Annotated in this window: 14 protein-coding genes; 6 read left to right on the top strand and 8 right to left on the bottom strand. The window is 65.5% G+C overall.

Annotated elements, in window-relative coordinates; genetic code table 11:
• Positions 1–122 precede the first annotated feature (122 nt).
• Positions 123–1,313: a formaldehyde dehydrogenase, glutathione-independent gene (gene fdhA, locus GSQ92_RS14675; protein ID WP_158806258.1), complete on the bottom strand. Its 1,191-nt coding sequence runs from the start codon at positions 1,311–1,313 to the stop codon at positions 123–125.
• 174 nt (positions 1,314–1,487) lie between these two features.
• Between fdhA and GSQ92_RS14670 the strand changes: the two genes are divergently transcribed.
• The 6 genes from GSQ92_RS14670 (at position 1,488) to GSQ92_RS14645 (ending at position 7,225) form a co-directional block, all read left to right on the top strand.
• Complete coding sequence (locus GSQ92_RS14670; RefSeq protein ID WP_158806256.1) at positions 1,488–2,480, top strand: SDR family oxidoreductase; 993 nt, start codon at positions 1,488–1,490, stop codon at positions 2,478–2,480.
• 103 nt (positions 2,481–2,583) lie between these two features.
• Positions 2,584–3,804 carry an NADP-dependent isocitrate dehydrogenase gene (locus GSQ92_RS14665; protein ID WP_158806255.1) on the top strand — a complete coding sequence of 407 codons (1,221 nt, stop codon included), beginning with the start codon at positions 2,584–2,586 and terminating at the stop codon, positions 3,802–3,804.
• Positions 3,805–4,037: 233 nt separating this feature from the next.
• A complete protein-coding gene (locus GSQ92_RS14660) occupies positions 4,038–4,319 on the top strand; it encodes a hypothetical protein (RefSeq protein WP_158806252.1) in 282 nt (93 codons plus the stop codon).
• A 143-nt stretch (positions 4,320–4,462) separates the two neighbouring features.
• Entirely contained in the window at positions 4,463–5,326 is an 864-nt protein-coding gene (locus GSQ92_RS14655; protein ID WP_158806251.1) for an ABC transporter permease, read from the top strand.
• Positions 5,323–6,135 (top strand): ABC transporter ATP-binding protein, encoded by an 813-nt coding sequence (locus tag GSQ92_RS14650; protein ID WP_158806249.1) that lies wholly within the window; start codon positions 5,323–5,325, stop codon positions 6,133–6,135. The genes GSQ92_RS14655 and GSQ92_RS14650 overlap by 4 nt, the downstream gene beginning before the upstream one ends.
• 82 nt (positions 6,136–6,217) lie before the next feature.
• Positions 6,218–7,225: an ABC transporter substrate-binding protein gene (locus GSQ92_RS14645; protein WP_159013636.1), complete on the top strand. Its 1,008-nt coding sequence runs from the start codon at positions 6,218–6,220 to the stop codon at positions 7,223–7,225.
• A gap of 109 nt (positions 7,226–7,334) precedes the next feature.
• Here the strand turns inward: GSQ92_RS14645 and GSQ92_RS14640 are convergent, their stop codons facing one another.
• The 7 genes from GSQ92_RS14640 to GSQ92_RS14610 all read right to left on the bottom strand — a co-directional run bounded on the left by GSQ92_RS14640 (position 7,335) and on the right by GSQ92_RS14610 (position 14,815).
• Positions 7,335–8,732, bottom strand: a complete 1,398-nt coding sequence (locus tag GSQ92_RS14640; RefSeq protein WP_158806245.1) for an NAD(P)(+) transhydrogenase (Re/Si-specific) subunit beta — start codon at positions 8,730–8,732, stop codon at positions 7,335–7,337.
• A gap of 9 nt (positions 8,733–8,741) precedes the next feature.
• On the bottom strand, positions 8,742–9,134 hold the full coding sequence (locus GSQ92_RS14635; protein WP_158806244.1) for a proton-translocating transhydrogenase family protein: 393 nt from the start codon (positions 9,132–9,134) through the stop codon (positions 8,742–8,744).
• Positions 9,135–9,226: 92 nt separating this feature from the next.
• Positions 9,227–10,360 carry a Re/Si-specific NAD(P)(+) transhydrogenase subunit alpha gene (locus tag GSQ92_RS14630; protein ID WP_159013635.1) on the bottom strand — a complete coding sequence of 378 codons (1,134 nt, stop codon included), beginning with the start codon at positions 10,358–10,360 and terminating at the stop codon, positions 9,227–9,229.
• A gap of 28 nt (positions 10,361–10,388) precedes the next feature.
• On the bottom strand, positions 10,389–11,243 hold the full coding sequence (locus tag GSQ92_RS14625; RefSeq protein WP_158806240.1) for a DMT family transporter: 855 nt from the start codon (positions 11,241–11,243) through the stop codon (positions 10,389–10,391).
• The gene (gene treF / locus GSQ92_RS14620) at positions 11,240–12,859 is read right to left on the bottom strand and encodes an alpha,alpha-trehalase TreF (protein WP_158806239.1); all 1,620 of its coding nucleotides are present in this window, start codon (positions 12,857–12,859) and stop codon (positions 11,240–11,242) included. Before treF ends, GSQ92_RS14625 begins: the two co-directional genes overlap by 4 nt.
• Before the next feature lie 43 nt (positions 12,860–12,902).
• Positions 12,903–13,748: a TIGR01459 family HAD-type hydrolase gene (locus tag GSQ92_RS14615; protein WP_159013634.1), complete on the bottom strand. Its 846-nt coding sequence runs from the start codon at positions 13,746–13,748 to the stop codon at positions 12,903–12,905.
• A 5-nt stretch (positions 13,749–13,753) separates the two neighbouring features.
• Positions 13,754–14,815, bottom strand: a complete 1,062-nt coding sequence (locus tag GSQ92_RS14610; RefSeq protein WP_256367104.1) for a quinone-dependent dihydroorotate dehydrogenase — start codon at positions 14,813–14,815, stop codon at positions 13,754–13,756.
• Positions 14,816–14,830 lie beyond the last annotated feature (15 nt).

The following is a 14,830-nucleotide window of genomic DNA, read 5'->3' as shown; positions in this document are numbered from 1 at the left end:
AACACCCTTCCGTCATGCGCCGCTACGGCCACCCCGGCAGGGGCCAAGTGTCCACGCCTTCCGAGCTCGTAGCGTGAGCGCGAAGGCGCGGACTTGACGATGGCGAAGCGCCGTCGCTCTGCCTATGCCGCCTTCGCGATCAGCCCATGCGGATCGATCACATACTTCACCGCCGCGCCGGCATCGAAGGTCTCGTAGCCCTTCGGTGCTTCCTCCAGCGAGATCACCTGGGCATTAACGATTTCGGCGATGTTAACGCGCCCATGGAGGATCGCCTGCATCAGGTTGCGGTTGTAGCGCAGCACCGGCGTCTGGCCCGTGTGGAAGCTATGCGCCTTCGACCAGCCCTCGCCGAAACGCAGCGACAGGCTGCCCTTCTTGGCGGCATCGTCCACGGCGCCCGGGTCGGCCGTCACGTACAGGCCCGGAATGCCGATGGCGCCGGCCGCGCGGGTGATCTCCATCATCTGGTTCAACACCACCGCCGGCTGCTCCCCACCGGAATGGCCGCGCGCCTCGAAGCCCACCGCGTCGATCGCGGAATCGACCTCCGGCACGCCGACCACCTGGGCGATCATCTCGCCGAGGCGGTCATGCTTCCCGAGGTCGATCGGTTCGAAACCCATCTTCTTGGCGTGGGCCAGCCGGTCCTTGTTGAAATCGCCCACCATCGTCACCGCCGCGCCCAAGAGCCGAGCCGAGGCGGCAGCCGCCATCCCCACTGGTCCCGCGCCCGCCACATAAACCGTGGAACCGACGCCGACCTTGGCGTTCACCGCGCCATGAAAGCCGGTCGGGAAGATATCGGTCAGCATCGTGAGATCGCGGATCTTGGCCATCGCCTGAGCCTTGTCCGGGAATTTCATGAGGTTGAAGTCGGCATAGGGCACCATGACGTAGCGCGCCTGCCCGCCGATCCAGCCGCCCATATCGACATACCCATAGGCGCCGCCCGGCCGCCCCGGGTTCACCGTCAGGCACACGCCCGAATCCTGCGCGCGACAGGTGCGGCAGCGCCCGCAGGCGACATTGAACGGCACGGAGACCAGATCGCCTTTCGCGACCATCTCGACGTCACGCCCCACCTCGATGATCTCGCCGGTGATCTCATGGCCCAGCACCAGCCCGGCCTCGGCCGTCGTCCGTCCGCGCACCATATGTTGATCGGATCCGCAGATATTCGTCGCGACGATCTTAAGGATGGCCGCGTGTTCGATCTTGCGGCCGTCGGGCGCCTGCAGCTTGGGGTCGGGGATATCCTGCACTTCGACGTGCTTGGGTCCGAGATAGACGACGCCGCGATTGCCGCTCATGCGAATGCTCCCTGTGCTCTCGGCCCATCTCACCCGCCGGAGCACCCTCCGGCCGCGGGCCTTCGCCCCTAGCCTGGGACTTTCCGCCAATCACTTCAATGCCCCGACCCGACGCACCGGTTGAAGCCTGCCGCCTCGGCCCAAGCTTCCGGAAAAGGCAACGGGAAGACGAGCATGGGGCGGATTGTCGTGATCACCGGATCGAGCGCCGGCGTCGGCCGCGCCACCGCTTTCGAATTCGCCCGGCGCGGCGATGACGTGGCCCTCCTCGCCCGCAATGCGGAGCGGTTGGAGGATCTCGCCGCCAAGCTGCGTGCCATGGGCGTGCGCGCTCTCGCCATTCCAACCGATGTCGCGGATTCCGAAGCGGTCAAGCAGGCCGCCGACCGGGTGGAGAACGAACTCGGCCCCATCGATGTCTGGATCAACGCCGCCATGGCAACGATCTTCGGCGCCGTCGGCACCATCAGCGCCGCCGAGTTCCGCCGCGCGACGGAGGTCACCTATCTCGGCCAGGTTTACGGCACCGTCGTCGCACTGGAACGCATGAAAACGCGTGACCGCGGCACGATCATCAATGTCGGCTCAGCGCTGGCCTATCGCTCGGTGCCGCTGCAATCCGCCTATTGCGGCGCGAAATTCGCGGTGCGCGGCTTCACGGACTCCCTACGGTCGGAGTTGCTGCACGACCGCTCCAGGATCCACCTCACGATGGTGCACTTGCCGGCGGTCAACACGCCGCAATTCGACTGGGCAATGAACAAGACCGGCCACCGCGCCCAGCCGGTGCCGCCGATCTTCCAGCCGGAGGTCGCCGCCCGCGCCATCGCTTTCGCCGCCACCTGCCGCCGGCGAGAGGTCTGGGTCGGCTTTTCCTCGATCAAGGCGATCGTCGGCAACATGATCGCGCCCGGCCTGCTCGACCACTACCTCGCCCATTTCGGCTACAGCTCCCAAATGGCCGAGGAACGGCTGCCGATGAACCCGCCGTCGAACCTGTTCGAGAGCGTGCCGGGCCACGCGACCTCGCATGGCCGCTTCGACAGTCAAGCCCGGCCGCAAAGCCTGGAGATGGCGACCAGCCGGCACCGCAACGCCATTGCTGCGGGGGTGATCGGCCTCGGCCTTCTCAGCCTCGCCCGCCTGTTGCGCCGCCGCTCAGGCTGAGGCTGCGGCGCGCCGCCTGGGGTTGCTCAGGCTCGGGTGAGGTGCGATTTTGCCGTAGCGCTACAGTCCGATGCCCTCCGAGACACGCAAGGAATGCTGCCCTATGGCCAAAATCAAGGTGAAGACCCCCGTCGTCGAGCTCGACGGCGACGAGATGACCCGGATTATCTGGGGCTTCATCAAGGACAAGCTCATCGTCCCCTATCTGGACATCGACCTCAAATATTACGACCTCGGCATCGAGTATCGGGACCAGACGGACGACCAGGTGACGGTCGATGCCGCCAACGCCATCAAGCAATATGGCGTCGGCGTAAAATGCGCGACCATCACGCCGGATGAGGCGCGTGTTACCGAGTTCGGCCTCAAGAAGATGTGGCGCAGCCCCAACGGCACGATCCGCAACATCCTCGACGGCACGATTTTCCGCGAGCCCATCATCTGCAGCAACGTGCCGCGCCTAGTGCCGCATTGGAATGAGCCGATCGTCATCGGCCGCCACGCCTATGGCGACATCTACCGTGCCGCCGAAACCAAAATCCCCGGCCCAGGCCGCGTCACTCTGAACTATGTGCCGGCGGATGGCAGCGCTCCGCTGGAACTCGAAGTCCATGACTTCAAAGGCCCCGGCGTCGCACTTGGCATCCACAACACCCTCGCCTCGATCCAGGGCTTTGCCCGCGCAAGCTTCAACTACGGGTTGTCGCGCAAGTATCCCGTGTATCTCTCGACGAAGAACACCATCCTCAAAGCCTATGACGGCATGTTCAAGGACACCTTCGAGGAAATCTTCAACGCCGAGTTCAAGACGCAGTTCGACGCGCTCGGCATCACCTATGAGCACCGCCTGATCGATGACATGGTCGCCAGCGCGCTGAAGTGGAACGGCGGCTATGTCTGGGCCTGTAAGAATTACGACGGTGACGTGGAAAGCGACATCGTGGCGCAGGGCTTCGGTTCGCTCGGCCTCATGACCAGCGTGCTGCTCAATCCGGATGGCACGGTGATCGAGAGCGAGGCGGCCCATGGCACCGTCACGCGCCACTATCGCGAGCACCAGAAGGGCCGGCCAACCAGCACCAACCCGATCGCCAGCATCTTCGCCTGGACGCGCGGCCTGATCTATCGCGGCCGCTTCGACAATACGCCCGATGTCACCGCCTTCGCCGAAACGCTGGAGCGCGTTTGCGTCGAAACGGTCGAGGCCGGGTTCATGACGAAGGATCTCTCCAGCCTGATCTCCCGCGAGCAGCCCTTCCTGACAACGCAGGACTTCCTCGCCAAGCTCGACGACAACCTCCGCGCCGCGATGGCGAAATCCTGAGAGGCCAAGCTTAGGATGGGCGCGGTCTGGAGCCGGATGTCTTTGGCTTGAACCTTGGTCATTCCCTCGCGTCATGCTCGGCGAAGGCCGAGCATCCACGCCTTGCTTACTCCACGAAGGCATGGCGTGGATGGCACGCCTTCGCGTGCCATGACGGATCTTTGGATTGGCCGCATTGGCAGGCTGCCCACATAGCCCATCTGAGGTCTGAGTAAGTCCACGGGAGACCATCGATGACGCGACGCAAGGGCTACGGAATGTCGGACGCCTTCCGCCTCGCCCTGGATGTGCCCCAGGTGATGGCAATGCGCCTCGCCAAAATCGGACGGGGCGGTGCTGCCAGCCACACGGAATCGCGGCGCATGGTGACCGAGAAAGTCCAGGCAGCGGCCGAGGCGCAGATCCTGCTCTGGCAAGCCGCCGTCACCGGCAAACCCGATAAGGGCGCGGCCGCCGTGACCCGCCTCTACCGGACCCGCGTCGCCGCCAATAAGCGGCGTCTCAAGAAAAGCTGAGTCTCCCGCCGCATTATTCGCCAACTGCGGACTGAACAGAACAAGATCACGCAAAGGCCGGACCCCGTTCCGGCCTTTGCCATGACAGGCCATACCTTCCCAGCCTCATGGACAAATGGCACGGTTCTTGCTGTGACTGTTGCATGAGCAGCGTTGTGACCGAAGCCGCCGCGCCCCCGCCCCTTCGTGATGCGCCCGTGGCAACGCGACGGCGCCGATCCTTCGCCAGCCGTGCCCTGACGCCCCGCGCGCCCGTCTCCCGCACCGTCGCCCTGATCGCCGGCGTCTCCGTCTGGCTCGTCGTACTGCTGGTCTGGTCGATCCTCACTTATGGCGGGGTGATGCCGGATATCTTCCTGCCGACCCCGAGCGCTGTGGTCATGCGCACCATCTCGGTCATTCAGGACGGCAGCATCTGGCCGAATATCTGGGCGAGCGTGCAGGTCATCCTGCTCGGTTTCTTCATCTCGTCGATCGTCGCCGTCCCGCTCGGCATGCTGATGGGCACCTTCCGCCTTGTGCAGTCGGCGCTGGAGCCGATCGTCAATTTCATCCGCTATCTGCCAGTCACGGCTTTCGTGCCGCTGTTCATCCTGTGGATCGGCTTGGGCCTAAGCCAGCGCGTGGCGATCATCATCTTCGGCACCTTCTTCCAGCAGATCGTCATGATCATGGACGTGGTCCGCACGGTGCCCGAGGATATGCTCAACGCCTCCTATACCCTCGGCGCTTCCCGCAAGGACGTGCTGCTGCATGTGCTGCTGCCGGCGGCGCGGCCGGGCATCATCGACACGCTGCGCATCACCATGGGCTGGGCCTGGACCTACCTCGTCGTCGCGGAACTCGTCGCCGCCAGCAGCGGTCTCGGCTATATGAGCATGCAGGCGATGCGCGGCTTCGAGGTCGATGTGATCTTCATGGCGATCGGCATCATCGGTTTGCTCGGCCTCATCACGGATTCCTTCTTCCGCCTGTTGCGCCTGCGCTTCGCGGGCTGGGCGCAATGAGCGCTGTTCTGACGTCAGAACCTCGCCAGACCGCAGGTACCGGTCGGTTGCAGGCGCGGCATGTCGAGCTCAGCTACGTCACCGGCAAGCAGACGACGCTCGCACTCGACGGGGTTTCCTTCGAGGTCGCCGACAAGGAATTCGCCGTCATCGTCGGCCCATCCGGCTGCGGCAAGTCGAGCCTGCTGTACCTCGCGGCCGGCCTCATCGATGTAACCGGCGGCGAGATTGTGGTCGGCGGCAAGCCGGTGGATGGGCCGGGCCTCGATCGCGGCATGGTCTTCCAGGCCTACACGCTCTTCCCCTGGCTGACGGTCGCCGAGAATATCGAATTCGGCCCGCGCCGGCGTGGCGTTCCCGCGAAGGAACGCCGCGAGATCGTCGCGCATTATCTGTCCGAGGTCGGGCTAGTCGCTTTTGCGCAGCATTATCCAAAGCAACTCTCCGGCGGCATGAAACAACGCGTCGCGATCGCCCGTGCGCTCGCCAATGATCCGCAGATCCTGCTGATGGACGAACCTTTTGGAGCGCTCGACAGCCAGACACGCTCGGTGATGCAGAAGCTGTTGCTGCGTGTTTGGGAACACACACACAAAACGGTGCTGTTCGTGACGCATGATATCGACGAAGCGGTGCTGCTCGGTGACCGCGTGCATGTGATGACCGCGCGGCCGGGGCGCATGAAGGAAACGATCGATGTTCCGATCCCCCGCCCGCGTTCGCTGGAAATGGTGATGGACCCCGAGTTCATCGCCATCAAGCGCCGCATCCTGCATCTGCTGCAGGATGAGATCGACGAGGACCACTGATGTCATCGCACAGATCGGCCGCCCTGTTTCGCCGTCTTGCGGTTTCCAAAACCCATTCTTAACAACAAGGGAGTTAACGTCGATGACCGGACTAGGATCTCGCCTCGGCCGACGCGCTCGGCGCACGGCTGCTGGCTTAGCGGCGACAGCGCTCGCCGGCCTTGGCTTCGCGTTGCCGGCACAAGCAGGACACCTCACGGTAACCATGACAACCTGGGTCGGTTACGGCCCGATGTTCCTCGCGCGCGACCTTGGCTACTACAAGGAGAAGGGTCTCGACGTCGATTTGCGGATCGTCGGTGATTCGACGCTCTCGATGGGCGCCATGGCGGCCGGGCAGATCCAGGGCACCGCGGTCACGCTCGACGAAATTCTCAAGTATCGCTCGAAGGATTTCTGCTTCAAGGCGGTGATGGCGCTGGACGACAGCCATGGCGGCGACGGCATGGTGACGGGCAAGGACGTCACCAGCATCGCCGACCTCAAAGGCAAGTCGATCGCCATGAACGAGGGCTCGACGAGCCAGTTCTGGTTCAACTATCTGCTCGCGCAGCAGGGCATGACACAAAGCGACTTCAAGGTGGTGAACATGACGGCAGACGCCGCCGCCGCCGCCTTCATCGCCGGCCGCATCCCCGCCGCCGTCACCTGGGAACCCAATCTCTCCTTCGTGCGAGAGCACAACAAGGGCAAGGTTCTCGTCAGCAGCGCCTCGACGCCAGGCGTCATTCTCGACGTGCTGATCTTCCGTTGCGATGTCATCCAGAAGCAGCCGGCGGATGTCGATGCAATGGTGTCGGGCGTGCTCAAAGCCGTCGAATACACCAAGACGCATCAGGCGGAGGCTTACGCCGATATGGCGAAAAGCGTCGGCGGCTATCTCTCCAAGCCAGCGGATTTCACGGCTGCCGCGGGCGGCGTGAATTTCTATGATGCGGCGATGAACAAGAGCTATTTCGGCACGGTGCAGAACCCCGGCCCGGCCGATAAGGTCATCACCCTCGGCCTCGACATCTGGGGCAAGCTCGGCAAGATCAAAATGCCGGTGACTTATCCGACCGTCATCGATCCGCAGTTCATCGATAAGTAAAATTTCGGAACTTGGCTATCGCCTCCACGTCATCCTCGGCCTTCGCCGAGCATGACGAGGAGACGAATCTATTGGAGAATGCGCCCGCCACGCACTCTCCAACCCCCACCTACAGCGCCTTAAGAATCTGCTCGACCATCTTCTTCGCGTCGCCGAACAGCATCATCGTGTTGTCCTTGAAGAACAGCTGATTCTCGACGCCCGAATAACCCGAGCCCATACCGCGCTTGACGAACAACACCGTCTTCGCCTTGTCCACTTCCAGAATCGGCATGCCGAAAATCGGCGAGCTGCGGTCGGTTTTCGCCGCCGGGTTCGTCACGTCATTCGCGCCGATCACGAAGGCCACATCCGCCTGTCCGAATTCGGCGTTGATGTCCTCAAGCTCGAACACCTCGTCATACGGCACATTCGCCTCGGCCAGCAGCACGTTCATGTGGCCCGGCATGCGCCCGGCCACCGGATGGATGGCGTAGCGCACATCGACACCCTCCTCCTTCAGGCGGTCCGCCATCTCGCGCAGCGCGTGCTGCGCCTGCGCCACCGCCATGCCGTAGCCGGGAACGATGATGACCTTGCCGGCATTCTTCATGATGAATGCGGCATCCTCGGCGGCACCCTGCTTGACCGGCCGCGTCTCAACCACACCGCCGCCCGCCACCGCATCCTCGCCGCCGAAGCCGCCGAGAATGACCGAGACGAAGCTGCGGTTCATCGCACTGCACATGATGTAGCTCAGGATAGCGCCGGATGAGCCGACCAGCGCGCCGGTAATGATCAGCGCCAGGTTGCCGAGCGTGAAGCCGATGCCTGCAGCGGCCCAACCCGAATAGGAATTGAGCATCGACACCACGACCGGCATATCCGCGCCGCCGATCGGAATGATCATGAGCACGCCCAAAGCCAGAGCCGCGATCACGATCAGCCAGAACACGATATGCGCCTGCGTCAGCGGGAACAGGATCACCAACAGCACCATCGCCGCGACAAGCGCCAGGTTGATGAAGTGCCGCTGCGGCAACATGATCGGCCGGCCGGACATATTGCCGTTGAGCTTGGCGAAGGCGATCACGGAGCCCGTGCAGGTGATGGCGCCGATCGCCGTGCCGATCGACATCTCGACCAGCGAACCGCCATCGATATGGCCCGGAATGCCGATGTTGAAGGCTTGCGGCGCGTAGGACGCCGCCGCCGCGACGCAGACCGCGGCGAGGCCGACGCCCGAATGAAATGCCGCGATGAGCTGCGGCATCGCCGTCATTGCCACGCGCCGCGCGACCACGGCGCCGATGCCGCCGCCAATGGCGAGACCGAAAATCACGAGCAGCCAGCCGCCGAGACTGTCGGAGGGCGCCGCCGCGAGCGTGGTGAGAATGGCGATCGCCATGCCCGCCATGCCCATGAGGTTGCCGCGGCGCGACGAACTCGGCGAAGACAAACCGCGCAATGCCAGAATGAACAGGATGCCGGCGGCGAGATAAAGAAGCTGAGCGATGTCGATGAACATGGCGCGCGCTCAGTGCTTTTTCACGGCGGTCGCGGATTTGGGTCTGTACATCCCGAGCATTCGCTGCGTCACCAGGAAGCCGCCGAAGATATTGATCGACGCCAGCACAAGCGCCACGAAGCCGAAGCATCGCGCGACCCAGGGGCCGCCGCTCATCACGTTATGCAGCGAAACCCCAACGGCGAGCAGCGCGCCGACCACGATCACCGAGGAGATCGCATTCGTCACCGCCATCAGCGGCGTATGCAAGGCGGGGGTCACCGACCACACCACGTAGTAGCCGACGAAGATCGCCAGCACGAAGATCGCGAAGCGGAAGATGAAAGGATCCACCACTCCCAAGGTAAGCACATGGGCGGCTGCCCCCGCGCCGGTGGCGATATGATCGGCGTTCTCGTTCATCGTGATTTCCCCTGGCGCCGTTCGGCGGCCGCTTCCCTCGACATCCTGGGCATTGGCCGAGGATCCGCGTCGTTACTCTCCCGCCGGGCCACCTAGGCCGCCTTGAAATTGGGATGCACCACCTGGCCGTCGTGCGTCAGCAGCGTGGCCTTGATCAGCTCGTCGTCCCAATTGGGACTGACGGCCTGGCTGGTCTTGTCGATCATCGTCTCCACGAAGGCGAGCAGGTTGCGCGAATAGAGCGCTGAGGCCGAGGCCGGCAGCCGGCCAGCCACATTGGCATGGCCCAGGATCCGCACTCCGTTCGTCGTCACCACCTCGCGCCCCGCTTCCGAGCCCTCGACATTGCCGCCGCGCTCGACCGCCAGATCGACGATCACCGAACCCGGCCGCATCGAGGCGACCATCGCCGCATTCACCAGTCGCGGCGCCGGGCGGCCTGGAATGAGCGCCGTGGTCACCACGATATCCTGCTTGGCGATATGGCCCACCACAAGCTCGGCCTGCTTGGCCTGATATTCCGCCGACATCGGCTTCGCATAACCCGTCGCGCTCTCCGCCTGGCGGAACTCGTCATCCTCCACCGCCAGGAACTTGGCGCCGAGGGAGGCCACCTGCTCCTTCGCCGCCGGCCGCACATCCGTCGCGGTCACGATGGCGCCGAGCCGGCGCGCGGTGGCGATCGCCTGAAGTCCGGCGACGCCGACGCCCATCACGAAAATCCGCGCCGCCGGCACTGTGCCCGCCGCCGTCATCATCATCGGCAGGGCGCGGCCATAGCTGCTGGCGGCGTCAATCACCGCGCGGTAGCCGGCGAGATTTGCCTGCGAGGACAGCACGTCCATGCTCTGCGCCCGGGTGATGCGCGGCATGAGTTCCATCGCGAAAGCCACCAGCCCGGCGCTCGCCATCTGCGCCAGCGCGGCTTCCTGGCCGTAAGGGTCCATGATCGCCAGAACCAGCGTGCCGGGGCGATAGGCCTGCAGCTCCTCCGGCTTTGGCCGTCGCACCTTCAGGACGATATCGGCTGTCCGCGTTACCTCGGCCGGGTCGCCGAGCTCGGCACCGGCCTGCGCGTAATCCGCATCCGGGATGCCCGATCGCATCCCCGCGCCACGCGCCACCACGACCGTGGCACCAAGCTTGATGAGCTTTCCGACCGTTTCCGCGGTGGCCGCGACGCGCGGTTCATCAGCATCGATTTCGACGGGAACGGCTATTCGCATTGGGTTTCCTCGGCTCGTTGACGAGAGACTAACCTGCTTTGTTCGTTCCGGCGACTGCTCCGATGCTCGCCAACATCACGCAAGCGATACCGGCCAGCGGCAACGGCCCGAGGCGCTGGCCGAGTACAAGAAGGCCCATGGCGGCGGAGGTCGCGGGCTCCAGGCTCATCAGGATGCCGAAGGGCCGCGGCTGCATACGCCGCAGCGTCGCCATTTCGAGCGCGTAGGGCAGAAACGGGCTGAGGATCGCGACACCCGCCATCGCGATGACAAGACCCGGGCCAATCGACCGCCAATGGACGGCAAGCACCGGCGGCGCCATCACGAGCGCCGCGACGCAGAGCGAGACGGTGAGGCCCTGCAACCCGCTGAAAGTCTCGCCGACCCGGCGGGTGAGCACGATATAGGAGCCCCAGCAGACCGCCGCCCCGACCGCGAAGGCATAGCCGGAAAGGCTGGAGCCCCCGCCACCCCGCGTCAGCAGCGCGACACCGGCGGCGGCCAGCGCCGCCCAAAGCAAGTCCCGGGCATTGCGCGACCCGCCAATGGCAACCGCGAGAGGACCGAGGAACTCGATCGAGGTCACCATCCCCAGCGGGATTCGCGCCGCCGCCTCGAAGTAGCACAGCGTCATGGCGCCGGTGACCAGACCGAGGCAGGCGCCGCCAAGTAACCGTGGCCCACTACCGGAACCCAGCCGAGGTCGTGCCACCGCCAGCAGGAACAGCGCCGCCCAGACCAGCCGCAGGCTGGTCGTTGTCGCCGCGCCAACCTGAGCCATCAGCGGTACTGTCAGCGCGCCGCCGAGCTGGACCGAAATCATCGCCGTGAGCGGCCAAAGCGGAACCGGGATGCGCCCGAGGGCTCCCGCGACAGCCCTCACTGCTTGGGAGTCGTATCCGCCGAGGCCACGGGATAGCGCGCGAGCAGCGCCGCCAAGACTCCATTGGTCCAGCCGAAGCCGACTTGCAGCTTGTATTCGCCGCCGCCCGCGCGCTTCGCGACCTCGTTGGTATCGACGTTGTATTTCTCGACCAGCACGCCGTCATTGGCGAAGCCGGCGACGACCCGGGTCTCCCAGCGCCCCGCGATCTGCCGGGCCAATGCCTCCGAGCCGTAGGAGGACAGCCCATCGATGCCCATCCACTGCAAGGGCGCCCAGCCATTCGGCGCGTCCCATTGCTGGCCGGTGGCAGCCGTCGTGGTGCGCAGCCCGCCAGGACCGAGCAGCTTCGCCGCCACCGTCGTCGCCACGGCACGCGCTTGTTCGGTGGTCGCGACGTGGAAGAACAGCGGCACGAGAGTCGCGGCCGAGAGCACGCCCGTCTGCTTCCCGGCCACCCAATCGTAATCGGTGAAGTCGCCTCCGTTCTGATCCCACATCAACTGCCGGATCGCCTCGGCGCGCTTGGCGGCGAGGTCGCGGTATTTGGCGCTCTCCGCCATCTGATTGGTCAGGCGGTAGCCATAGGCGAGGGCGCTTTCGAGGTGGAACAATTCGCTGTTGAGATCGACCGGAAGAATCTCGGTGGTATGCAGCGTGGCGAGGCTATGGCCGTCGGCGAACCAGCGCGAGCTATAATCCCAGCCGGATTCCGCCCCCGCGCGCAGGTCACGGTAGACCTCGGCGGGGGGGCGATGCGTGGTCGCGGCAGTCGCCACGTCCTCGGCATAGGATTCGTCACGCGGCGTATCCCGCTCGTCCCAATAGCGGTTGAGGAGTGTGCCGTCGGCCAGCCGCACAGCATTGCGGGTGGCCTTGCCGGGCTCCAGCGCATCCGCGCCCTCCATCCAGTAATCCTCCTCCGCCTGCATCGCAGGGAGGTAGGTCGCATAGAGCGCCGCGCGGCCTTTGAGATCCTTGGGAGCGGAAAGCAGATCGACCATGCAGGAGAAGAACGGCGGCTGGGAGCGGCTGAGGTAGTAGCTGCGATTGCCGTTCGGCATGTGGCCATAGCGCTGGATCAGGGCGGCGATGTTGCGCACCATGTCTTCGGCCAGCTCGGTCTGCCCGTCCTGTTCCAGGCCGAGCATGGTGAAATACGTGTCCCAGTAATAGATTTCGCTGAAGCGGCCGCCCGGCACGATATAGGGCGCCGGCAGAGGCAGCAGCGAGGAATAGCGCTCGCCTTCATCGGCCGGGCGCCGCAGCAGGGTCCAGAGATCGGTGATGTATTCGCTGACCGTCTCGTCCTTCCGCCGGTTGTAGGAGACCGTCTTCAGCACCGGCGGCGTGAAATGCGCGGCGACAAAGGCGTGCAGATCGAAACCGGCCGCGTCCTTCTGCGCAGCGTAGTCGGCCAGAATCGCATCCGGCGCCTCCTTCGGAATCGCGTCGGCGAAGGTCTTCTGGTCGGCGAAGACATGTCCCAGCTCGACGGCGCTATAGAGCGAACCGAAGATCACGGATGGCGGCAGCGGATCGGGCTCCCGCGCATGGGCGGCGGAACCCGCGAGCAGGCCGCAGACCAAGCCGGTGGCGATCAGGACGTGGCGCAAACTCGTTCTCCCCGCGGCGGTGGCTTCTTGCTTTGGCGCCGTCCTACCAGACGAAGCTGGGGATCGTCGCTATCGGCGCCAGCCCGGCGGCCGCCGCCTCGGCCTCAGCTTCGGCCGTACGGCCCACCAGATCATGGATGCCGCCGAGCACCCAGCAGGACTCCAGCCCGACCGCCGCGGCACCGGCGATATCGGTCCGCAGCGCGTCTCCCACCACCAGCACGCGCTCGGGCGGCACGCCGAGCAGGGCCAATGTTGGCGGATAGATGGCGGCATCCGGCTTGCCGCGCTGCACCACCTCGCCGCCCATCCCCGCATAGACCTCCGCCAGCGCGCCGGCGCAGAGAATGCGCTGACCCTCCCGTACGATGACCAGATCGGGATTGGCGCAGAGCATGGGCAGTTCGGCGCGGCGGCAGGCTTCCAGCGCCGGCACATGAGGCGCGATCTCCGTGGCGCTGACGGCCTCGTCGGCGCCGATATTGAGGACGAAATCGGCATCCTCGGGGCGCAGGGCGATGTCGATGTCGAGCCCTTCGAGCAATGGCAGGTCGCGCGGCGGCCCGAGCCAGAAGGCGCGACGTCCGAGGCGCGCGAACCAGGGATCGGCGCGGGTGAACAGCCCCTCGTAGATCGCCTCGCCGCTGGTCATCACGCCATCATAGAGTTCCGGCGGGATACCCATGGCCGTCATCCCCCGCGCCACCACGATGGCGCGGCGTGGCGCGTTGGACAGCAGCACGACGCGGCGGTCACGGGCGCGCAGCCGTTCCATCACCTTCACCGCGCCGGGATAGGGCCGCACCCCGTCATGAATGACGCCCCAGAGGTCGAGGATGAAACCCTCGTAGCGCGGCGCGAGCGGCGCCATTCCGGCAAGGTGGTCCATGGTGGTCACGCCTCCTCGGCCAGCCGCTCGGCATCGGTGCCCACGGCCGCGCTGATAGTCTGGTAGCCGGCCGTCGCCAAGGCGCGCACCAGGTCCCGCTTGATAAGCGGGATGAGGGCGGGGCCGTGATAGGCGAAGGCCGTATAAAGCTGCACCAGGCTGGCCCCGGCGCGGATCTTGGTCATCGCATCGGCGCCGCTCTCGACACCGCCGACACCGATCAGCGCCAGCCTCCCCCGCGCGAGCAGGAAGGCCCGCGCCAGCACGCGCGTCGAGAGACCCATAAGCGGCCGTCCCGAAAGCCCGCCGATCTCGCGCGCCATCGCGGAGCGCAGGCCCGTTGGCCGGCTGGTCGTGGTGTTGGTCAGGATGAGCCCGGCGACACCCGCCGCGACCGCCACCTCGACCACCGCCGCCAGGCCCTCATGCGAAAGATCGGGCGCCAGCTTCACGAACAGCGGCGGCGAATCCGGCACGGCCGCGCGCATGGCACCGAGGATGGCGGCCAGCCGCGCCTCGCTTTGAAGGTCGCGCAGGCCCGGCGTATTGGGCGAAGACACGTTGACGACAACGTAGTCCGCGAAAGGCGCGACCCGCGCGAGGAGCGCAGAGTAGTCGCGCTCGGGCTCCGCGCCGTCTTTGTTCACGCCGAGATTGGCGCCGATCGGCACCGGATGCGGGCGGGGCAGGGCGCCGAGCCTCCGCGCATAGGCGTCGATGCCGCCGTTGTTGAAGCCCATGCGATTGATGACGGCGACATCCTCGGCCAGCCGGAATTGCCGGGGGCGCGGATTGCCCGCCTGCGGGCGGGGCGTCACGGTGCCGACCTCGACAAAGCCGAAACCGAGACCCGCCAACGGGACGGCGGCCACCGCATCCTTGTCGAAGCCGGCTGCCAGACCGATCGGATTGGCAAAGCGCAGACCCGCCACCTCGGTCGCCAGCGAACCGCTGTCTACGACATCGGAATGAGGAACGAGACCAGCGGTGAGTGCCCTCAAGCCAAGACGATGCGCGCGCTCCGGATCGAGACACCGCAACAGGGGCATGGCGAGCTTGGTCAGCACGCCGGGGAACCAGAC

Origin of the sequence: Acidisoma sp. S159 (assembly GCF_009766125.1) — a bacterium.
Classification (GTDB): Bacteria; Pseudomonadota; Alphaproteobacteria; order Acetobacterales; family Acetobacteraceae; genus Acidisoma.
This window is presented reverse-complemented; position numbering and strand designations above follow the sequence as displayed.

Excerpts from the sequence above, each read along its gene's own strand:
- fdhA (WP_158806258.1), bottom strand. The coding sequence starts at position 1,313 with ATGAGCGGCAATCGCGGCGTCGTCTATCTCGGACCCAAGCACGTCGAA.
- GSQ92_RS14670 (WP_158806256.1), top strand. The coding sequence starts at position 1,488 with ATGGGGCGGATTGTCGTGATCACCGGATCGAGCGCCGGCGTCGGCCGC.
- GSQ92_RS14665 (WP_158806255.1), top strand. The coding sequence starts at position 2,584 with ATGGCCAAAATCAAGGTGAAGACCCCCGTCGTCGAGCTCGACGGCGAC.
- GSQ92_RS14660 (WP_158806252.1), top strand. The coding sequence starts at position 4,038 with ATGACGCGACGCAAGGGCTACGGAATGTCGGACGCCTTCCGCCTCGCC.
- GSQ92_RS14655 (WP_158806251.1), top strand. The coding sequence starts at position 4,463 with ATGAGCAGCGTTGTGACCGAAGCCGCCGCGCCCCCGCCCCTTCGTGAT.
- GSQ92_RS14650 (WP_158806249.1), top strand. The coding sequence starts at position 5,323 with ATGAGCGCTGTTCTGACGTCAGAACCTCGCCAGACCGCAGGTACCGGT.
- GSQ92_RS14645 (WP_159013636.1), top strand. The coding sequence starts at position 6,218 with ATGACCGGACTAGGATCTCGCCTCGGCCGACGCGCTCGGCGCACGGCT.
- GSQ92_RS14640 (WP_158806245.1), bottom strand. The coding sequence starts at position 8,732 with ATGTTCATCGACATCGCTCAGCTTCTTTATCTCGCCGCCGGCATCCTG.
- GSQ92_RS14635 (WP_158806244.1), bottom strand. The coding sequence starts at position 9,134 with ATGAACGAGAACGCCGATCATATCGCCACCGGCGCGGGGGCAGCCGCC.
- GSQ92_RS14630 (WP_159013635.1), bottom strand. The coding sequence starts at position 10,360 with ATGCGAATAGCCGTTCCCGTCGAAATCGATGCTGATGAACCGCGCGTC.
- GSQ92_RS14615 (WP_159013634.1), bottom strand. The coding sequence starts at position 13,748 with ATGGACCACCTTGCCGGAATGGCGCCGCTCGCGCCGCGCTACGAGGGT.